Raw genomic sequence first — 19,017 nt, 5'->3', positions numbered from 1 at the left:
TGTGGTTTCAATTGGTCATTGCAACGCTATTCTTTAATTAAGGAGAGCGTCGCTATGAAACGAAGAAAACGAATATATTATACCGCCGAGCAGAGAGAGTTAATGTGGGATCGCTACCAACAAGGTGACTCACTAGCCGATATAGCTCGGCTATTTGATAGGTATCACTCATCAATTGAGCACATCATCGCTGAAACCGGTGGCATACGACCTCCAGTCCGAAAAAGGTCGAGCCGTTGTTTGTCGTTATCCGAGCGAGAGGAAATATCCAGAGGCATAGCGACTGATGAATCAATTAGAGAGATAGCGAGTGGGCTTTGTCGCGCTCCGTCTACAATTAGTCGTGAAATTAATCGTAACGGAGGATACGACCTCTATCGGGCTAGCCGAGCAGATAAAGTCGCATGGGAGAGAGCCAAGCGGCCAAAGCGATGTAAGCTGCTATGTAATCAATCGCTTAGTATGATCGTCGCTCGAAAACTTAAAGCTGGATGGTCTCCTCAACAAATATCAGGTTGGTTGAAGAGAGAATATTCGGCAGGTGAGAACTTTTACGTGTCACACGAAACTATTTATAAAACGCTTTATATACAAGCGCGAGGAGCCTTAAAAAAAGAGCTTATTCAGTGCCTGCGATCACAACGTGTTAAGCGTAGATCAAAGTATTCTAGTCTTAAAGGCGTAGGGCGGGGAAAGATCGTAGATGCCATTACCATTAGTGAGAGACCCGCATCCGTTGAAGATAGAGCGGTACCTGGTCACTGGGAGGGCGATTTAATTGCAGGTACCCACAACAGCTATATAGCGACGCTAGTTGAGCGGCATTCGCGATACGTCATGCTCGTGAAAGTAGCAGACAGAAAGACAGCCACTGTAGTTACAGCGTTAATCAAACAATCAAAAAAGTTACCCAACGAACTCTATAAATCTCTGACATGGGATCGCGGTAGTGAGCTGTCCGCTCACAAGAGATTTACGCTAGCGACAGATATTAAGGTCTACTTTTGTGACCCTCAGTCACCGTGGCAGCGAGGCTCTAATGAAAATACTAACCGGTTATTGCGGCAGTATCTTCCAAAAGGAACAAACCTGTCTGATCACTCCCAAGCAAAGTTAAATGGGATAGCTCGACGACTCAACGAAAGGCCGAGAAAAACATTGGAATACGAAACACCTGCTGCTAGATTTAATACTTGTGTTGCAGCGACCGCTTGAGATCACCGTCAATAACCGCCCATAGGAATAAAATGAACCTACATAAAAAAAGGGCCTTAAGGCCCTTTTTCTTACATCTATATTGAATAGTTAGCTTTCAACGTAAACGTTATTAGTAGGCCTATTCCTTACAACCTCAACACGCATCGCCGGTAAGTTCACTTAACCTAGCGGCCACCTCAGGCGCGGCGCGGCAGCGAAAAAATGCACCCTCGGTATCGGCGCGCTCTTCAAGCACTTCGCAAGAGGCGTAAATATCGCCGCGTAACTCTTGTGCCGACCACGGTAAAAATATCTCGGTTTCTATCAAATCTTTTTGGAAAAATTCCACAATAGCTTGGTGTAATTCCGCTATGTCGTCCTTACTGCGCGCGCTAATAACGATGCAGCCGGGGTACTTTTCTTGCAGCGCAGCACTGCGCTCTGCCTGTGCGTCGGCATCGTCTAGGTAATCAATTTTATTGAACACCCGTATACGCGGCACGCTATCGGCACCAATCTCGGCTAATACCTTATCGGTTACTGCTAGCTGCATTTCAAAGCCGGGGTCGCCAGCGTCTATAACGTGCAGCAGCAGCGATGCGCTAAGGGCTTCGTCCAGCGTTGACTTAAATGAGGCAACCAGGCCATGGGGTAAGTTTTTGATAAAACCCACGGTGTCACTCACCAATACCTGCGGTACGCTCTCGGGGTGTAAGCTGCGCACCTTGGTGTCCAACGTGGCAAATAACTTGTTGGCCACTAGCGCTTTGCTATCCGTTAAGGCGCGCATTAGGGTGGATTTACCTGCATTGGTATAACCGACTAGCGCCACTTGCGCTAAGCCCGTTTTGCCCAAGCGTCGCGAGCGTTGGGTATCGCGCCTCGCTTCCATGGCATCAATTTCTTTTTGCAGCTCGGCAATACGATCACGAACTTTTTGGCTGTCGGTTTGGCTGCGGGATTGGCCGGTGCCGCGCCCACCTGTGCCGCTACGCTGCCGCCCAAGCGGCCCGGCGCGTTTGGCTGCCTCACGTAGGCGCGGCGCCATATAGCTCAGCCGAGCAATCTCAACCTGCACCCGCGCGGCGTGTGAGCTGGCATTGCGATGAAAAATTTCCAGTATCACCACCGTGCGGTCCATAACCTCGCAGCCCAGCTCATTTTCTAGGTTCAGTGATTGCGATGGCGATATTTCGTGGTCGACTAAAACAAACTCAATAGGGCCGTTAGCAGCCTGTGGGTTATCGCGTGCCAATTTATCTACGTCAGCTTGATCACTCTCTAAAAACTGCCGTATTTCCTCGCGCTTGCCTACACCAAAATACGCCGTTGAGTCGAAAGATGAGCGCTTTTGGGTAAACTGGCCCACTACCTCCATCCCTAGCGTTTTGGCAAGCTCCGCCAACTCGGTTAATGACGATTCGAATTCAACATCGCTGACGTTGTCCAATTGCACGGCAACGATCAGTGCGCGCTGAGCGCGTGGTTTTTCAGGGTTTAACATAGAGGATTAACCATAGGCTGACTTCTCATAAGAAAAGGCTCTCAAAGTAGGGGGCGTAGGCTTTGGAAATGACTACACGCGTAGTGCAGTGTACACCCAATCATGGGCGGGAACCTGAGTATCGGTGTAATAGCTCTTACTTCAAAAACTTAGTGGCTGTTATGGCTTTAGGGCTGTCGGGCTAAATGGCCGTTACGGCCTACATCCTGTGCATGGTGATTGTTAATGGTGCAGTGGTAGTGGCTGCAAGCTTATTGAGCCATGGAGAGCCTTAATCATGGGGTGATCCAATGGCGACAATATTCTATACCTGAGCCAGCAGGGCAGTTAGCTGAGGGTTACAAGGGGTGGCAGTTGATTAAATACAATGAAGATGCAGGCTCTATGCACAATGGCTCGCAATTGCAGTTTGCACTCTGTTGGCGAGGAAGGCGGGGTAGGAGGTTGGTTTTAAGTTGAGTGTTAGAGAGTACTTATTATTTTTTAATAAGCGTACCTAGGTCTGTTTTTTAGGTTTAATTTTTCAAATGTATTATGCAAAAAAAACCTCGGAAATTTCCGAGGTTTTACTAATTTTATTTAACTTATCTTATGAAGCTTTCTTTTTTCTTGAAAAACCAAGCCCCGCCAAACCAAGTGCGAGTAGAGCGATTGAACCAGGCTCTGGAACTGGGTTGGTGTGGGTGCCTGTATCTACATCGAAAGCGTCATAGGTGACCGCAGCTTGCGAAAAGTTATAGAAGCCGATAGCGCCGTTATTAAACGCGCCTGTAATGCTAATTTCCAATGCACCATCGACATAAACATCTAAGTTGGCGGGGCCAAAGTCAAAAGTGAATTCATAATCAGTTCCTGCTACCCAGCCGGTATCAGACAGGTTAGTCGCTCTAGCCAACTCGGTTACTGCCCCTCCGGTATGGCCTGCGTCATCCCAATGCCCCCAGAATTCATCAGCGGTAGGCACGCCTGTTACGCGTGAAACCGCCAAGCCTCGCTCTGCTGTTGAGCCTGGTGACGTTGAAGGTGAGCCGAAATTGTAATATTGGTCGTTCTTTTTCCAATCAATTAATAAATAGTCAGCGAATGCATTAGTAGAGTCGCCAGCGTTAAAGCCCAATACAAAACCAATGTAATCGTCATCACCGCCGGATACGTTTATAGAGCCAGTTACATCTGTGCCATGGGCATTGAAGTCGCTATAAAATATAGTTGGCTGGCCATTCACAGACTGATAAACCGATTCGCCGCCACTGCCGTTTACCGCCCAGCTGCCTGAGCCAAAGCCAGACACTGCATCATAAGATTCAGCCGTCCAGTCGTTCAAATTAATAGGCGCTGTTTGCCCTGTTATTGGAGCTAGCACCAGAGCGGCAAGCGCCCCCATTACATAAGTTTTTAACATTGAAGATCTCCGTTGTGTATTAAAAATCATACCTGTACCTGTAATCTTTTACCTGCAATCAAATAGCAATTATTAGGCCGTATTTTTTATTTTATTATTATTCAATGAGATAGAGGAAATCCTTAATAAAAGAAACAAAAAAGTGTAAGTTTTACCGACATGGTTTTTTACGGAAACAGCGAGCCTAGACGCTATGTGGCCATCCTAGTAGGCATAAACAGGCCATAACCCTCTCTCATTGAAATGCTGCAGTTCATTGTGAGCGAAGAAGGCTTAGCCGATGTTAAGGCGCAGATATATGACATCAACAGCGCTGAGCTTGCTGACGATTATTATTTTATTAGCTGCACTGTAGCCCTAATGTTTCTCAACTCCGCTGGTGTTGATACGGTTATCGTCGATATGCAAGCGCATACCCTGCCAGGCGGTTATCACTTGATAGTGTGCGCCATGAGCGCCGAACAATACCCATGCCCCGTGCCATTACCCTTTACGCTAACAGCAGGGCAGTTGCCTGTTACTTACAAGGGATGGGAGTTGGTTAAATACAATGAAGATGCAGGCGTTATGCACAATGGCGCGCAATTGCAGTTTGCGACTCTGTTGGCGAGGAAGCTAGGAAAATAAAGACTCAATAATCGGGCAAGAAGGTGCAGTATTTCCTTCGCATTGTTTAACCAAATCCTTCAGCGTTTTCTCCATTTTTTTTAAATCCTTTATTTTATTGTGTACGTCGGATAAGTGGGCAGTCGTTGCTTGTTGCACTTGTTGGCAGCTTTTCTCGCCAATACTCGCCAGGCTAAGTAGGCCCTCTATCTCATTGATGGTAAACCCAAGTTCACGACAGCGACGAATAAACTTTAGCTGCCCAACATGCTCTGCCGAGTACATTCTATGGCCTCCTGCGCTTCTTGCGGGGGCCTTCAGTAATCCGCACTTTTCATAGTAGCGAATAGTCTCAGCTTTGACGGCAGTTAGCTTGGCTAGCTCGCCTCTGGAGTATGTAGTGCGTGATGTGGTCATAAAGGCCTTGATCCTGTAGTTACTACAGGTTTTATAGTCGCATTGTGTTGCTTATGTCAATAGTTGCACATGTCAATAATAGGAGGGCGTAATGTCTAGAGTTGTAAGTTCTATAGATAAGGTTGGTGTTGGCGGGGTGATTGTCGCCGCTTTTAGTTGCACAGCGTGCTTCCCCGCTTTAGGGGCATTGGCTGCCACGCTTGGGCTTGGCTTTCTTAGCCCGTTAGAGGGGCTTGCTATCAATATATTACTACCGCTTTTTGCCATTATAGCGCTAGTGGTGAACAGCTACGGTTGGTATAAACATCGTAATAAATGGCGTGGTTTATTGTCTGTACTTGGGCCAATAGCCGTACTGGCAACCCTCTATCCACTGTGGCATTACGGCTGGAGCACTTACTTATTCTATACAGCCTTATTATTAATGATGGCAGTATCAGTCGCAGATTTGATATGGCCAATAAATAAAACTTGTGCTATTGCCGAGGTAAAAAAATGAAAAAAGTCATTCCCAACTCTTTAATCACTTGCCCTAATTGTGGCCACCAAAATCTGGAGGTGATGCCTACGGATGCCTGCCAGTGGTTTTATGAATGCGAAGCCTGTCATGAGGTACTTAAACCAAAGCCGGGTGACTGCTGCGTTTATTGCTCCTATGGTAGCGTAAAGTGCCCTCCCATACAGGATGGCAGCTCTTGTTGTGGGTAAACGCCTATCGCCTATTGGCCCTAAGGAGGTATAGGTGAGCGTGTTGGCTGTTTACTTAATAGCAGTTGTTGGGAATAGGGTAAAAATACAGGGGTAGTTTCTGCTCTGATATCAATGTTATTAGGTATGGGCTGCTCCAAGGGGCGCAGTGCCATGAACATGCACCTGAACCTGAACCAGCATGGCTAATGGGTGATCTCGTTTTTACTCAGTAATTACCGCTTTTTCATAATGGTGCGAATGACCTGTATGTTGTTGTACTAGTTATTGTGCCTGTTATTGTACTTATTATTGTACTATGGGCTTATTAATTAATTGATAGTGATGAGGTGTGTCATGTTAAAAAGAGTAGCAATAGCTTTATTGGTAATAACCCCTAGTGCCTATGCAGAAGATGAATCGCTATGGGACAAAACCAAAGTAGCCAGTGAAAGCGCCTGGGATGACACCAAAGAAATAAGCGGTGAAGCCCTAGAGAAAACCAAAGAGGGTAGCGAGAAGGTCTGGGATAAAACCAAAGATACCAGCGGTAAAGTTTGGGATGGCACCAAAGAAGTTAGCGGTGAAGCCCTAGATAAAACGAAAGAGGGCAGCGAGAAAGTCTGGAACAAAACCAAAGATGGCAGCCAAGAGGCCTGGGATAAAACCAAGGATACTAGCGGTAAAGTTTGGGATAAAACCAAAGACACTAGCAGTGAAGTTGCTGAAGATGTGAAAGAGGGCAGTACTGGTATTTGGGCTGATATAAAAGCTTGGTGGAAGGATCTTTAATTTTTCAGGGTAAGGTTTACGAAAACTAACACTGACCCCAATAGCCTTGCCTAGTATCAGGAGCGGTTATGACAGGGGCGCGACAATCAAAGTCATTAGGTGTTAGTCGGTGGGGCGAACATTGACATTTCTGTGATGACCTATATATTAGTTCACATGATTTATTTTGTTGTTCGGTGATGGGGTTGGTAAGGCTATATGTTTAACGCTATTTTTGGCAGCAAGTCAGCAGAAAGAGTGCTGGTTTATATCAATACTAGAGGTGGTGGCTATGGTAGGGAGATAGCTGCTTTCTATGGCGGTAGCCTAACGTCTATACAGCGGCAGCTAGACAAGTTAGAAAATGCGAATGTGCTATATGCCGAGCAGCAAGGAAAAACAAGAGTTTATCGCCTTAACCCCAAATATGCTTTATACCCTCAATTACAGCAGCTCTTAGATAAGGCCGTTGAGTTCTACCCGCCTGCAATAAGGGATGAGTTGCTAATGAATCGCCGTCGACCGCGCCGAACAGGAAAACCCATACAAAGTGTTTGATATTGCCAAAATGACAACGGCGGAGCTATGTGCTTTTGTTTCAAGCCATCTCTTGGCGGACGATATCGCCGTGGTCTTAGTGGGCGGAGCCTGCGTCACTATCTATAGCGATAATAAGTATCAAACTACGGATCTGGATTTTGTGCAACGCTATGATGTAAAGAGAAGAAATCTGGCGGCGTCACTCGCGAAGATAGGGTTTTCGGAGAAAAATAGATATTTTAAACACCCGGATACAGCGTTTTTTTTGGAGTTCCCCTCCGGGCCAATTTCTGTAGGAAACGAGCCCGTGCACGAGTTTGCACAACTAGAAACAGAGTTTGGGAACCTAGTTTTGCTAACCGCTACAGATATTTGTAAAGATAGGTTAGCCGTTCTTTATCGCTTCTGGCGTTGACCTTCGTTCAATACGTGTTTTTCGTATGTTTCGGCTTGTTAGGATTTTTAAGCTTGCTCGTTATAGTAGGGCGATAATGCGGTTACATAGAGCGTTCGTTCTTATTAAGGAAGAGTTAGTTGTATTTTTCTTTTTAACCCTAGCGCTAATATTTCTAGCTGGAGTTGGTATCTACTATTTTGAAAATCCAGTCCAGCCAGAGGTGTTTAGCTCTGTCTTCCATAGTCTGTGGTGGGGAGTGACGACTCTGACAACTGTTGGTTATGGAGATGTATATCCTGTGACCGCTGGCGGAAAGGTGTTCACTTTCTTTATTTTGATTATAGGTCTTGGCGTAGTTTCAATACCGGCTGGGCTAGTGGCTTCGGCTTTTTCAAAGGCTCGTGACTTAGAAGAATAGTGCTGTTAATCGTTACAAGTGGCAACATGAAAAACGGGCCATAAGGCCCGTTTGATTACAGTTTATAAATAGCTTTCAGAGACTGTAACTAAATCTGTGTAACTTTATTCCAGGGTGGGGGTCTGTTTTGAGTTTGTGTGAGTTGGCGCATGGTGACTCCTCCGTATTAGGTGGCACACATGGTATTGTGGTCTTATTAGGGAGATGTCGCAAAGCGCCCCATAGCGGGCGTTCATCTATTCCGTTTAATACGAGGGTAGATTGAGGTGGTATAGCAGAAATTGACCCATTAAAGGCGTTAAAATTATTGCCGTATTTCTGGAGTCAGGAATTTCATATCGTAAAAGGTTTTTCACCTATACCTTTATCAACTTTATATCCAAGTTAACTAAAGCAACAAGGTTATAATAATAAATTGGTCTTTGACATGACTTTCAAAGAAGAGCAGCATTTTCGGCCTTAATGTAATATTAACCTGGAAGTTTAGGGGCGGTAGTTATCGTAAATATGTCATGCAGTGCTTATCATTAATGCTGCTCGTGCTTATCATAGCCCTGACCTCCTAAGAAAAACTTCCTCTTTATTATGCCTATAAAATAAATTTTTGGTGACGTGTCATGGAAGTAGTGCGTTCAAACTTTAGCCGTAAGAAAATCCTTTGTATCACTCCAGCCAACTATTTAATTAATGCCTGTACTAACCATACATATTAATACGCCCTGAAATTCTTAGTCGGAAGTCATTAATTTTTATTTAATTTCATGAATGAGGTGCCACTATGACAACGCCACAGGGTTAATGAGCTTGTACATAGTGGTTAACAAAGGCGGTCAAAGCGACGCAAAAAATATGCGTTTTCTATGAGTGCTACGTAGTCGAGTGGTTAAACCCGAAACCATTCAGTCAACAAAGGGAATGACAATAAAGGAATGTACGAAATGACTGATATTACTCTTACCCAGGCACAGCGTGAAGCCGTAAAAAATGATATGGACAATCAAATCGAGATGTTAACAGATGAGGAAGTTGAAATTCTAGCTTCCAAGTTAAATGATAAAATAGACATTCCATTTATTAAAGAAGGAACCGAGCAGACTATTTTTGTAAAGACTGTGAAAAAAGCCGACCGGCTATTATATCAAAGCTTACCAAATGAGATTTATGGATTGGTAAAAAACATAAGTGATGGAATATCTGACTCGGACGCTGAAGAGTTAGTATCTGTACTTGGAACAAGATTGAATAATAAATTCGACATTCCGTACGTCCCTGAATGGATCGAACAGAAGATTTTTGAAACGCTAATTGGCTTGATAGTTTCTGCTATGCGCAAAAATTACAGTATATTAGAACTTCCAGCGTAACAACACCAGTCAGCAGGACGTGGAAAATCTGCGGCTCTGCTGGCTGCATTAGATGCCATCACCACCGAAAAAAGGAAAGACAATTGAAAAAAATTTATAATCTATATATTCCTTGTATTTATTTTGAGTTCATGTGCTTCTATCAAGACAAATACTAATGTTGGAATCATCAGCACAAGTGACTCGCTGATTAAACTTAGTCTAAAAACTGCCAGTTATAGAAACGATAACGAGCTTATAAAATATGGATTAGTGGGGTCAGATGAAACTTTAACGCTCTAACGTTTGATGGGGAAATTATTTTAAGCATAATTTCCCCAAGCCCTAGCCTGAATTCAGTGGATTTTTTGTTTTTTCCGACCGTCCGCTTCACGCACAAAGCAGAATGTACGATTTGATCAGAACTTAATGCATTCAAATGTCGGATTACGTCTGAGTTACTACAGCTAATAGCACCGGAAAAGTCCCTAGTGCTATTAACCCACTTAATTAAGTTAACCAACTTCATTAAATCGTTAACCCACTTAATTCCACGACCCCAAAAAAACTTACCCCTCACGCCAACTATCAATACTAGGGCAAGAACAAATCAAGTTCTTGTCACCATGCACGTTATCGATACGCGCAACTGGTGGCCAGTATTTAGTAAACTCCATGCCGTCTATAGGGTAGGCGGCGAGTTTGCGGCTGTAACTGTGTGGCCATTCATCGTTAGCCAGTTCGGCGGCGGTGTGGGGCGCGTTGACTACGGGGTTGCTTTCTAGGGTAAGTTCACCGTTTTCTACCATGGCGATTTCTTTGCGTATGCTAATCATGGCGTCGATAAATCTATCTAGCTCTTCCTTGGGCTCCGATTCGGTGGGCTCTATCATTAGCGTGCCCGGCACAGGGAATGACATAGTCGGTGCGTGAAAGCCGTAATCGTTTAAGCGCTTGGCGATATCTTCTGCGCCTATGCCGCTGCTTTCTTTTAACGGGCGTATATCAATAATGCATTCGTGAGCAACGCGGTTATTGCGGCCGGTAAAGAGTATGGGGTAGTGGCTTTCTAAACGCTTGGCGATGTAGTTGGCGCTTAATATAGCCACTTGCGTGGCGTTTTTAAGGCCTTGCTCACCCATCATGGAAATATACATCCAAGTGATAGGCAGTATCGATGCGCTGCCCCAGGTAGCGGATGAAACAACATCGTTGTTGATGTCTAAACCTTTTATAGGTTGCACTGGGTTGTTAGCCAGGAAAGGCGCCAAGTGTTTTTTAACACCTATGGGCCCCATGCCTGGGCCGCCACCGCCGTGGGGTATGCAAAAGGTTTTGTGTAAGTTTAAGTGCGATACATCGGCACCAAATTTACCGGGGGCGGCTATGCCCACCATGGCGTTGAGGTTGGCGCCGTCTAAATACACTTGTCCGCCGTATTGGTGAATAACGTCGCACATTTGGGTGATGTGCTCTTCAAACACACCGTGGGTAGAGGGGTAAGTTACCATTAAGGCCGCTAGGTCATCTTTGTGTTTTTCGGCTTTTTGTTTTAAATCTTCCAAATTGATGTTGCCGTTTTTGTCGCAGTCGACGATTTCAATTTTCATGCCTGCTAGTGCGGCGCTGGCAGGGTTGGTGCCGTGGGCCGAGCTGGGGATTAGGCATAAGTTACGTTGGTGATCGCCACGGCTTTGGTGGTATTTCATAATCGCCAACAAACCTGCGTATTCACCTTGCGCACCGGAGTTAGGTTGCAGTGACATGGCATCGTAGCCGGTGCATTGTTCCAGCATTTTTTCTAACTGGGCGAATAAGGTGAGGTAGCCCTGCGCTTGATCTTGTGGCGCGAAGGGGTGCATGTTGGCAAATTCTGGCCAGCTCACCGGTAGCATTTCAGCGGTGGCGTTGAGCTTCATGGTGCAAGAGCCCAGCGCTATCATGGAATGGGTTAGGGTGATGTCTTTGTTTTCTAGGCGTTTCATATAACGCAGCATTTCGGTTTCGGAGTGATGCTGGTTAAATACGGGGTGGGTTAAAAATTCACTGCTGCGTTGGTTGGCCGTGGGTATGCCACTGTTGCCAGCTATCTCATCGTCTATTTCTTCTACGCTAAAGTCTATGCTGGCACCGCTGATAATCGCCCACAGCATTTCTATGTCTTCTGCGCTGGTAACTTCATCCAAGCTGATAGAAATTTTATCCCCGTCGATTAAGCGTAGATTCACTTCGGCCGCTAAGGCGCGCTCGTTTATGGCTTGTTGTTGGTCGCCTACGTTAAGGGTAAGGGTGTCGAACCAGCTATCGTTAACAATATTGATAGAGAGTTTGTTTAAGCCTTGCGCCAAAATGGTGGTGAGCCTGTGTATGCGCGCGGCAATATTTTTTAAACCCTGTGGGCCGTGATACACCGCATAAAACGAGGCCATAATAGCTAGCAGTGCCTGCGCGGTGCAGATGTTGCTGGTGGCTTTTTCGCGGCGTATATGTTGCTCGCGGGTTTGCATGGCCATGCGCAGGGCTTGGTTGCCGTGGCGGTCTATCGATACGCCAATAATGCGGCCGGGGGTAGAACGTTTAAAGCTATCACGGGTGGCAAAGTAGGCAGCGTGTGGGCCACCAAAGCCCATGGGCACACCAAAGCGTTGGCTGTTACCCAACACTACATCGGCACCTAGTTCACCGGGTGGGGTTAATACCACTAGGCTCATAATGTCGGCGGCCACGGCCACTAAGGTGCCTTGTGCGTGGGCGGCATCGGTGAGGGTTTTTAAATCGGTAATATGGCCGTAGGTGTTGGGGTATTGCACTAATGCACCATAAACCTCTAGGCCGATTAAGTCTTCGGCGGCACCCATCACAATTTCAAAGCCACAGGTTTCGGCGCGGGTTTTTACTACGGCGATGGTTTGTGGGTGTACATCGTTGGCGATAAAAAATTTGTCGGATTTATTTTTTTTGTTGCAGCGTTTTAGCAAGGTCATGGCTTCGGCGGCGGCGGTGCCTTCATCTAATAGCGAGGCGTTGGCCAAGTCCATGCCGGTTAAATCCATTACCATTTGTTGGTAGTTTAATAGCGCCTCTAAACGCCCTTGCGAAATCTCGGGTTGGTAAGGGGTGTAGGCGGTGTACCAGCCGGGATTTTCTAGCACGTTGCGCAAAATAACATTAGGCGTAAGAGTAGGGTGGTAACCCATGCCTATAAAGTTGCGCATTAATTTATTTTGTTTGGCGATGGCTTTAAGCTGCGCGAGGGTATCGGCTTCGGTTTGCGGTGTGGCTAAATCCATAGGCTGCTTAAGCCGTATGTTGCTGGGCACGGTGCTGTCGATTAATTCTTCTAGGCTGTTAAGGCCTAGCAGGTTTAGCATCTCGGCCTGTTGTTGGGCGTCGGGGCCTATGTGGCGGTGGATAAATTCATCGCGGGCTTGTAATTCAGATAGGCTGGCATCGAGCTTAAGCATGGATAATATCTCCAAAAAGTATGTGCTGTGATGGCTGCGTGCAGCCATCTGTAAATCGAAATGAGTTGTAATAGATTGTTAAATGAGTAATTAACGCACGTAGTTTTGTGGGGTGAAGGGCATTTTTACCACTTCTACCGACACGGTTTTGCCACGCAGCAATACGGCAATTTGGCTGCCTATGGCGGCGTGTTCGGTGCTTACATAACCCATGGCTACTGGCGTACCTATTGTAGGGCCAAAGCCGCCGCTGGTGACGCGGCCTATGTTATTACCGGCTAAGTCCACCAGCTCGGCACCTTCGCGTACAGGCGCGCGGCCATTTATTTTTAAGCCCACACGTTTGCGGCTGGCTCCATTTTCGATTTGATCTAGGATGATGTCGGCACCGGGGAAGCCGCCAGCTTTGTCACCGCCGGGGCGACGGGACTTGCTAATCGACCATAACAGCCCTGCTTCTACCGGGCTGGTGCTGGTATCTAAATCGTGGCCGTACAAGCACAGGCCTACTTCTAAACGCAGCGAGTCGCGTGCGCCTAGGCCTATGGCCTCAACTTCATCTAGGGCTAGCAGTTGTTGTGCAAAGGCGGTGGCGTGTTGTGCGGGTATAGAAATTTCGTAGCCGTCTTCGCCGGTATAGCCCGAGCAGCTAACAAAGCAGTCTACTGCTGTGCCGTCTATTGTTACGGTAGCTGGGCTGGTACCCATAAAGCGTAACTCGGCGGCGCTGGGGATGAGTTGGTCTAGGGCGGCGCGTGCTTGCGGGCCTTGCAGGGCTAACAGGGCGTGGTCTTCTATTACCGTTATGTCAAAACCGCTTAGGTGGGCGCGCAAGTGGGCGATATCTTGCTCTTTACAGGCGGCGTTAACCACTAAGAAGAACTCGTCATCGGCCAGGCGGGTAATCATTAAGTCATCTAAAATACCGCCCTGCTCATTGGTAAACACGGCGTAGGTTTGCTTGAATTTGGGCAGTAGGGCTAGGTCTACCGGCACTAAAGTTTCTAGGGCTTCGGTAATGCCTGCGCCTTTGATGCGCACTTGGCCCATGTGGGATACATCAAATAGGCCGGCTTGTTCGCGGCAGTGGTTGTGCTCTTTTAGTACGCCCAGCGGGTATTGTACGGGCATGGCGTAGCCGGCAAAGGGCACCATCTTGGCACCTAGCGCTAGGTGTAAATCATAGAGTGGTGTTTTCAGTAGTGGGCTGTTTGACGGGCTATCTGACATGCTTATGCTCCCAGCCTTGTGGCTGCTGACAGGTGGATACAGAGCGCGCATATTACCGCTGGGTCATATATAACAGAAGTTAATTATTATTATTGTTGGATAAGAAAATCTAATGGGCTAAGCTAGTGCGCATTGTAGCTAAGCAGCTGTGCCTACGCAGAATGGGCGGGTGTAAATAATAGCCGAGTGTAAATACTAAGCATATCTAGATATCTCATCTAGATATAGAGGAAGATAAACTATGGTCATGAAAAACCTGCCCATGGATATGTTGCGCTCATTAGTGATGATTAATGATGAGGGCGGCTTTACCGCTGCCGCCGATAAGTTGGGACGTACCCAGCCCGCGATTAGCCAGCAAATAAAAAAACTAGAAAGCTTGGTAGATCGCCCGCTACTCAACAGAAACAGCCCTAAGCTAGAGCTAACCCCGGCCGGTGATATGTTTTTGCGTTATGCGCGGCAAATTTTAGCGCTAAACGATGAGTTGGTAGGCCAGTTTGCCAACCCGCTAATGAGTGGCCGCATTAAGGTGGGCATACCCAGCGAATTTGCCACCACTCTGTTACCTAAGATTATCGGCAGGTTTGCCAAAACCTACCCCGATGTGAGCTTGGATATTAGCTGTGATTTAAGCCGCAACCTGCTCTCCGATGAGCAGCGCAAGCAATACGATTTAATTCTAGCCCTGCACGATCGAGTTACCCCGCAGCAGCGCCGTTCGCAAAAAGATTTAATTAAAACCGATGATTTAGTGTGGGTGGGCAGTGAGGGTTCCCGCGCCCATTTGCAAGAGACCTTGCCGTTGGTGGCAGCCCCCAGTGGTTGTATTTACCGGCAGCGGGCCTTGCAAAAACTGGGGCAGGCCAAGCGCAGCTGCCGCATTGTTTACAATATTTCCGATTTAACCGGTATAGAAGCGGCCCTGCATGAAGGCTTGGGGGTAACGGTATTGGCTCGCAGCACCGTGCCTAAGTCACTCACTATTATCGAGCCCTGCGAGCAGTTGCCGGCATTGGGCACTATAGGTATAGGCTTAAAACAACTGCACCAGGGTGATAACCCGGTGGTGCAGGTGTTGGCTGACTTTATTAAGGCGGGGTTGGCTTAAAAGATAGTCGCTAGTATTTAGTCTCTAGTTCCTAGTCTTTAGTCGATAGTGTTTAAGCCTAAACCCTTGTGTTTAAGTGGCGTTGATTGCTGTGGCTAGGCGGCTTACTTCTTGGGCTAGTTGTTGTACGCGTTCTGCCATGGTGCTATCGACTAATTGGCCTTGCTCATCAAAGGCCGCATAGGCATTGGCTAGGGCAAGTTGCCCAGGGCTGATAATGGCGCCCAAGTTAAACAGTATGTCGCGGGTGTGGCTAAGGCCGCGTATGCCGCCCAAGCCGCCTGGTGATGCCGCCATTAAACCCACTACCTTACCGTGAAAGGCTGAGCCTATATCGCTGCTGGTATTGCTGGGGCGCGATAACCAGTCTATGGCGTTTTTTAACACACCTGATATAGAGCCGTTGTATTCAGGGGTGGCTAGCAAAATGCCTTGGCTGCCGGCAAACAGTGCCTTTAAATCGTTGACGTTGGCGGGAGTGCCTTCGGCTTCTAAGTCTTCAGAAAATAGCGGAATGTTAAAGTCGGCTAAATCCAAGTACTGCACCTCTACACCTGTTTGTTCTGCGGCCTTGGCGGCGATGAGTACCAGTCGCTTGTTAACGGACTGATTTTTAAGGCTGCCAGCTAGGGCGATAATTTTAGTCATGGTGGTGCTTCCTGTGTCTGTAGGGTCGTTGGCTTAATCAGCTGTTGCCGATTAGATGGGGCTAGTTTACAGAAGTAAAATTGAAGAGAAATAGCATCTGTGCAACACTTCTGTGCATGAGCGCACACAAAGAAATACACAAGACCGACTGGAACGATATACACATCGCCTATCAAGTGGCTATGCGTGGCACCTTAACCGCTGCCGCCGAGGCTTTGGGCGTGCACCACAGCACCGTGCTGCGCCGGGTTAACCTGCTAGAGCAACGCCTGGGCACTAAGCTGTTTCATCGCCATGCGCGGGGTTACGTGCCTACTGAGGCGGGGCTGCTGCTAACCCAAGCGGCGGAAAATACCCAGAATAATTTTGATAGGCTGCTAGGCCAGCTGCAAAGCACCGATAGCCAGCTCACCGGTACCTTGGTGATTACCAGCGTGAATAGCCTGTCTGATTATTTAATCCCTTTGCTGGCAGAGTTTTGTCAGCTCTACCCGCAAATTAAACTGGAGTATGCGGCGGAAAGCCGGGTGCTTAAGTTGGAGCATGGTGAAGCCCACGTGGGCATTAGGCCGGGTAAAAAGCCGAGTAACCCCGATTATGTGGTGCAGCATTTAGCCAAGTTGGCGGTGAGCCTGTATGGCAATGCTCAGTATGTAGCCCGTAATGGTTTGATGCAGGGTTTGGAGGATCATCAACAGCATAGGTTTATTAGCACGATTGCGCCTTTCACTATGGTGACCTATATGCGGTGGATGAACGAGACGCTAAGCGCCGAGCAAATTGCTATGCGGGTAAGTGATTTTACCGCCTTTATGCCGGCGATACGGGCGGGCTTTGGCATTGCGCCGCTTAATTGCTGGCAGGCCCGTGGCGATAATAGCCTGCGGCCATTGCTCAACCCCCCAGCCGAATGGCAGTACGACCTGTGGTTGACCACCCACGGCGATATGCACCGCGCCACTAAAGTGCAGGCTTTTACTCAGTTTCTAAAAAAACGTTTTGCCGAGGATGAGGCGGTATTGTTGGGTAAGCCTTAGCGCTGGCTGAGTTTTAAAACGAGCGCTTAGGGTCTTTGGGGCCACCAAAGCGGCGGGGCTTAGTGGCGGCTTTTTTGTTGCTTGTGGTGCTAGTTGCGGTGCTGGATTCTTCGGCGCTAGGGCTGTCGTCTACCACTGCTGGGCTGGGTTCGGGGGTTGGCTGGGCTGGTTTCTCAGCGGCCTTTTCGGTTACCTTCGCTGCGGCTTTCTCAACTGTCGCCTCAATTATTGTCTCAGCTACAGCCTCAACTACAGTTTCAACTACAGGTGCCTTATCCGCTTTGGCGGGGGCTGCTGCTGGCTGTGGCTTGGGTTTGGCCGGGGCTTTTGACACGGGTGCTTGTTTGTGGAGATTGGATTTGAGGTATAGCTCTTCCACTTTGGTGCGTGCCCAATCGGCTTTGCGCAAAAACTTTAAGCTGGATTTAATGGATGGGTCTAGTTGAAAGCAGCGTATATCGATGCGTCGGCCCAGCTCCTCCCAGCCATAATGCTCTACTAATTGGGTGACTACGTCCGCCAGTTTAATCCCGTGTAGGGGGTTGTTAGGTTGCGAGCTAGGTTGAGGACTGGGCTGAGAACTAGGTTGAGCGCTAGGTGCAGTGGCTTCAGCAGGTGGTTTTTGAATGTCGCTCATTAAAGGCCTATGTGATTTACCGGGGGTATCCCCAAGACAATAACCGTCAATATTACCCAGTATTGCTAGTAAAGTCATTGCGGCACTGTTTGTAGCGGTTGCTAGCTCCCTTTATTGAGGCAGTTCATGCCCAACTTTCGTTCAATGCCCTGTGGGTGCACTTTGAAAAAAAACCGGGGCGCAACGATTACAACCGTTGTTGTAGGGGTGGGGCAGTGGTAAAAAATATAAGAAAGGCTGTACCGAATAAGGCAGTTTTTAACTGCAGTTTAGCGTTAAAACGTTTTTTCTATGCCTATGCTTAATTGCCAGCGATGATAGGCATAATAATCCATATTTGATCGTTTATTGTTGTTGCTGTATTCAACAAAACTAAGCCACTGGTTACCATGGCTGTAGTTGGCTCTTACGATATGGCTTATTTTTTTGTCTCGTCTTTTTTCACTGTGGGTATTACCGTCACTATCGACTATTTTATTACTGTCGTTGTAATGGCTAACGCTGTATTGGCTTTCCAGTTGTAGCCATAATTGGGGATTTATGCGGTAGTTAATATGCAGGAAATAATCGTGCTGGGTAGGGGAGTAGCTGTAAAAATCATCCTCTATTGGTAAATCTTTGCGGTTATTGACGGTAAGCTGGTAGCCTGTTTTTATGCTGTATTGGCTGCTGTCGTAGCTAAGAAAAGCAGCTGTTTCATTGCTCCACCCTGTTATGTAGTCATAGCTAGATTGGCCCAGTGTGTATTGAGTTTCATTGCCTAGGTGTAAGTTTATATCGCGGTATGGCCGCTCAGCCTCAAATGCGAGAGCTAATATTTTTGATGAAATATCACCTTCCGTAAAATAGGCCGCTGTGGTTAGTGTGCTACTGCTATGCCATGTTGTGTGTTGTTTTTCGCGGCTGATAGCAACGTCAAAGCCGGTGAAGTTGTAATCGCTATTATCCATATAATGGCGTTTAAACGCGCTGATGTTGATATGTAGGCCATTGTTATAATTGCCTCTAAGATAATTTTCGGCGCTTGCCCATGCTTCTAGGTACTTATCGCTTTGTTGTTTGTGGGTATTGTTATCGGGAAATAGTGCGATATTACTGTCGTGGCCTACGGCTGCGGATATTATGCCGCGCCATGCTTGGTAGGATGTGTTTAGCGACTCTTGTTGTTGCAGCTTTAAAGCTGCGAGTTTTTTTATTTTTTCAGAACTGGCGTTTTGATAGGCGAGCGTAAAATGCTGCGCTGCCTGTGAAGGCTGGTGGGTTTTTTCTGCAATTAAACCTAGGTTGTAGTGAGCCATAGCTGACCACTGGCTGCTGTTGGTAAGGCGGTTAAAGTGGCTGGCGGATTCGCTATAACGCTGCGCTTTGTAATAGCTTGAGCCTAGGTTGTAGTCTAGTTTTTCAGAGAGGCTTGCAGTGTTAGTGCCTTCTTTTTCGGCTATATTTTTAGCGCTTAAAAAGAACTGTATAGCCTGTGAATAGTCTTTTGTTTTGAAGGCGTTAATACCGCTTCTATAATCATCGCTGGCATCGGCAAATAACGTAAGAGGGCTTAGCGCTAGGGTTAGCGATATGCTTAGCAGTAATCTTTTTATCAAGGCTAGTTCC

19 protein-coding genes are annotated in these 19,017 nt (G+C 47.1%); 11 read left to right on the top strand and 8 right to left on the bottom strand.

The genetic code is table 11. The features are described from left to right. Window positions 1-54 precede the first annotated feature (54 nt). Window positions 55-1,215 carry an IS30 family transposase gene (locus B067_RS0118125; RefSeq protein ID WP_019529719.1) on the top strand — a complete coding sequence of 387 codons (1,161 nt, stop codon included), beginning with the start codon at window positions 55-57 and terminating at the stop codon, window positions 1,213-1,215. Window positions 1,216-1,351: 136 nt separating this feature from the next. On the opposite strand, the gene hflX is transcribed toward B067_RS0118125, so the two are convergent. Then, window positions 1,352-2,701: a GTPase HflX gene (hflX, locus tag B067_RS0118120; protein WP_019531515.1), complete on the bottom strand. Its 1,350-nt coding sequence runs from the start codon at window positions 2,699-2,701 to the stop codon at window positions 1,352-1,354. A gap of 589 nt (window positions 2,702-3,290) precedes the next feature. Beyond that, window positions 3,291-4,103 carry a PEP-CTERM sorting domain-containing protein gene (locus B067_RS22065; protein WP_019531514.1) on the bottom strand — a complete coding sequence of 271 codons (813 nt, stop codon included), beginning with the start codon at window positions 4,101-4,103 and terminating at the stop codon, window positions 3,291-3,293. A gap of 243 nt (window positions 4,104-4,346) precedes the next feature. Between B067_RS22065 and B067_RS20935 the strand changes: the two genes are divergently transcribed. Beyond that, window positions 4,347-4,730 carry a hypothetical protein gene (locus B067_RS20935; protein ID WP_019531513.1) on the top strand — a complete coding sequence of 128 codons (384 nt, stop codon included), beginning with the start codon at window positions 4,347-4,349 and terminating at the stop codon, window positions 4,728-4,730. Here B067_RS20935 and B067_RS0118105 read toward each other — a convergent pair. Continuing rightward, window positions 4,719-5,126, bottom strand: coding sequence for a MerR family transcriptional regulator (locus B067_RS0118105; RefSeq protein WP_019531512.1), 408 nt, complete (start codon window positions 5,124-5,126; stop codon window positions 4,719-4,721). The two genes, B067_RS20935 and B067_RS0118105, sit on opposite strands and share 12 nt — an antisense overlap. Before the next feature lie 91 nt (window positions 5,127-5,217). Between B067_RS0118105 and merC the strand changes: the two genes are divergently transcribed. From merC to B067_RS0118070, 7 genes are all read left to right on the top strand, one after another. Next, window positions 5,218-5,625, top strand: a complete 408-nt coding sequence (merC, locus tag B067_RS0118100) for an organomercurial transporter MerC (RefSeq protein WP_019531511.1) — start codon at window positions 5,218-5,220, stop codon at window positions 5,623-5,625. Further along, window positions 5,622-5,834 (top strand): GDCCVxC domain-containing (seleno)protein, encoded by a 213-nt coding sequence (locus B067_RS22295; protein WP_083921462.1) that lies wholly within the window; start codon window positions 5,622-5,624, stop codon window positions 5,832-5,834. The genes merC and B067_RS22295 overlap by 4 nt, the downstream gene beginning before the upstream one ends. Before the next feature lie 336 nt (window positions 5,835-6,170). Beyond that, the gene (locus B067_RS21510) at window positions 6,171-6,605 is read left to right on the top strand and encodes a hypothetical protein (RefSeq protein WP_019531509.1); all 435 of its coding nucleotides are present in this window, start codon (window positions 6,171-6,173) and stop codon (window positions 6,603-6,605) included. A 198-nt stretch (window positions 6,606-6,803) separates the two neighbouring features. Continuing rightward, window positions 6,804-7,142, top strand: coding sequence for a winged helix-turn-helix domain-containing protein (locus tag B067_RS0118085; protein ID WP_019531508.1), 339 nt, complete (start codon window positions 6,804-6,806; stop codon window positions 7,140-7,142). Beyond that, complete coding sequence (locus B067_RS20925; RefSeq protein WP_019531507.1) at window positions 7,135-7,539, top strand: hypothetical protein; 405 nt, start codon at window positions 7,135-7,137, stop codon at window positions 7,537-7,539. The genes B067_RS0118085 and B067_RS20925 overlap by 8 nt, the downstream gene beginning before the upstream one ends. Continuing rightward, window positions 7,523-7,939: an ion transporter gene (locus B067_RS20920; RefSeq protein ID WP_338031285.1), complete on the top strand. Its 417-nt coding sequence runs from the start codon at window positions 7,523-7,525 to the stop codon at window positions 7,937-7,939. The genes B067_RS20925 and B067_RS20920 overlap by 17 nt, the downstream gene beginning before the upstream one ends. A 938-nt stretch (window positions 7,940-8,877) precedes the next feature. Then, on the top strand, window positions 8,878-9,303 hold the full coding sequence (locus B067_RS0118070; protein ID WP_156820900.1) for a hypothetical protein: 426 nt from the start codon (window positions 8,878-8,880) through the stop codon (window positions 9,301-9,303). 548 nt (window positions 9,304-9,851) lie between these two features. Here B067_RS0118070 and gcvP read toward each other — a convergent pair. Then, the gene (gcvP, locus tag B067_RS0118065) at window positions 9,852-12,746 is read right to left on the bottom strand and encodes an aminomethyl-transferring glycine dehydrogenase (protein ID WP_035802716.1); all 2,895 of its coding nucleotides are present in this window, start codon (window positions 12,744-12,746) and stop codon (window positions 9,852-9,854) included. 90 nt (window positions 12,747-12,836) lie between these two features. Next, the gene (gene gcvT, locus B067_RS0118060; RefSeq protein WP_019531503.1) at window positions 12,837-13,976 is read right to left on the bottom strand and encodes a glycine cleavage system aminomethyltransferase GcvT; all 1,140 of its coding nucleotides are present in this window, start codon (window positions 13,974-13,976) and stop codon (window positions 12,837-12,839) included. Between the two features lie 247 nt (window positions 13,977-14,223). Between gcvT and B067_RS0118055 the strand changes: the two genes are divergently transcribed. Further along, window positions 14,224-15,087, top strand: coding sequence for a LysR family transcriptional regulator (locus tag B067_RS0118055; protein WP_019531502.1), 864 nt, complete (start codon window positions 14,224-14,226; stop codon window positions 15,085-15,087). A 72-nt stretch (window positions 15,088-15,159) separates the two neighbouring features. On the opposite strand, the gene B067_RS0118050 is transcribed toward B067_RS0118055, so the two are convergent. Next, complete coding sequence (locus B067_RS0118050) at window positions 15,160-15,735, bottom strand: NADPH-dependent FMN reductase (RefSeq protein ID WP_019531501.1); 576 nt, start codon at window positions 15,733-15,735, stop codon at window positions 15,160-15,162. A 116-nt stretch (window positions 15,736-15,851) separates the two neighbouring features. Here B067_RS0118050 and B067_RS0118045 point away from each other — a divergent pair, with 116 nt between their 5' ends. Beyond that, on the top strand, window positions 15,852-16,772 hold the full coding sequence (locus B067_RS0118045) for a LysR family transcriptional regulator (protein WP_019531500.1): 921 nt from the start codon (window positions 15,852-15,854) through the stop codon (window positions 16,770-16,772). A gap of 13 nt (window positions 16,773-16,785) precedes the next feature. Here B067_RS0118045 and B067_RS22390 read toward each other — a convergent pair whose 3' ends face one another. Beyond that, window positions 16,786-17,487 carry a VF530 family protein gene (locus B067_RS22390; RefSeq protein ID WP_240472887.1) on the bottom strand — a complete coding sequence of 234 codons (702 nt, stop codon included), beginning with the start codon at window positions 17,485-17,487 and terminating at the stop codon, window positions 16,786-16,788. A gap of 197 nt (window positions 17,488-17,684) precedes the next feature. Beyond that, window positions 17,685-19,007 carry a tetratricopeptide repeat protein gene (locus B067_RS0118035; RefSeq protein WP_019531498.1) on the bottom strand — a complete coding sequence of 441 codons (1,323 nt, stop codon included), beginning with the start codon at window positions 19,005-19,007 and terminating at the stop codon, window positions 17,685-17,687. Window positions 19,008-19,017: the final 10 nt, after the last annotated feature.

Origin of the sequence: Dasania marina DSM 21967 (assembly GCF_000373485.1) — a bacterium.
GTDB classification, from domain to species: Bacteria; Pseudomonadota; Gammaproteobacteria; order Pseudomonadales; family Dasaniaceae; genus Dasania; species Dasania marina.
This window is presented reverse-complemented; position numbering and strand designations above follow the sequence as displayed.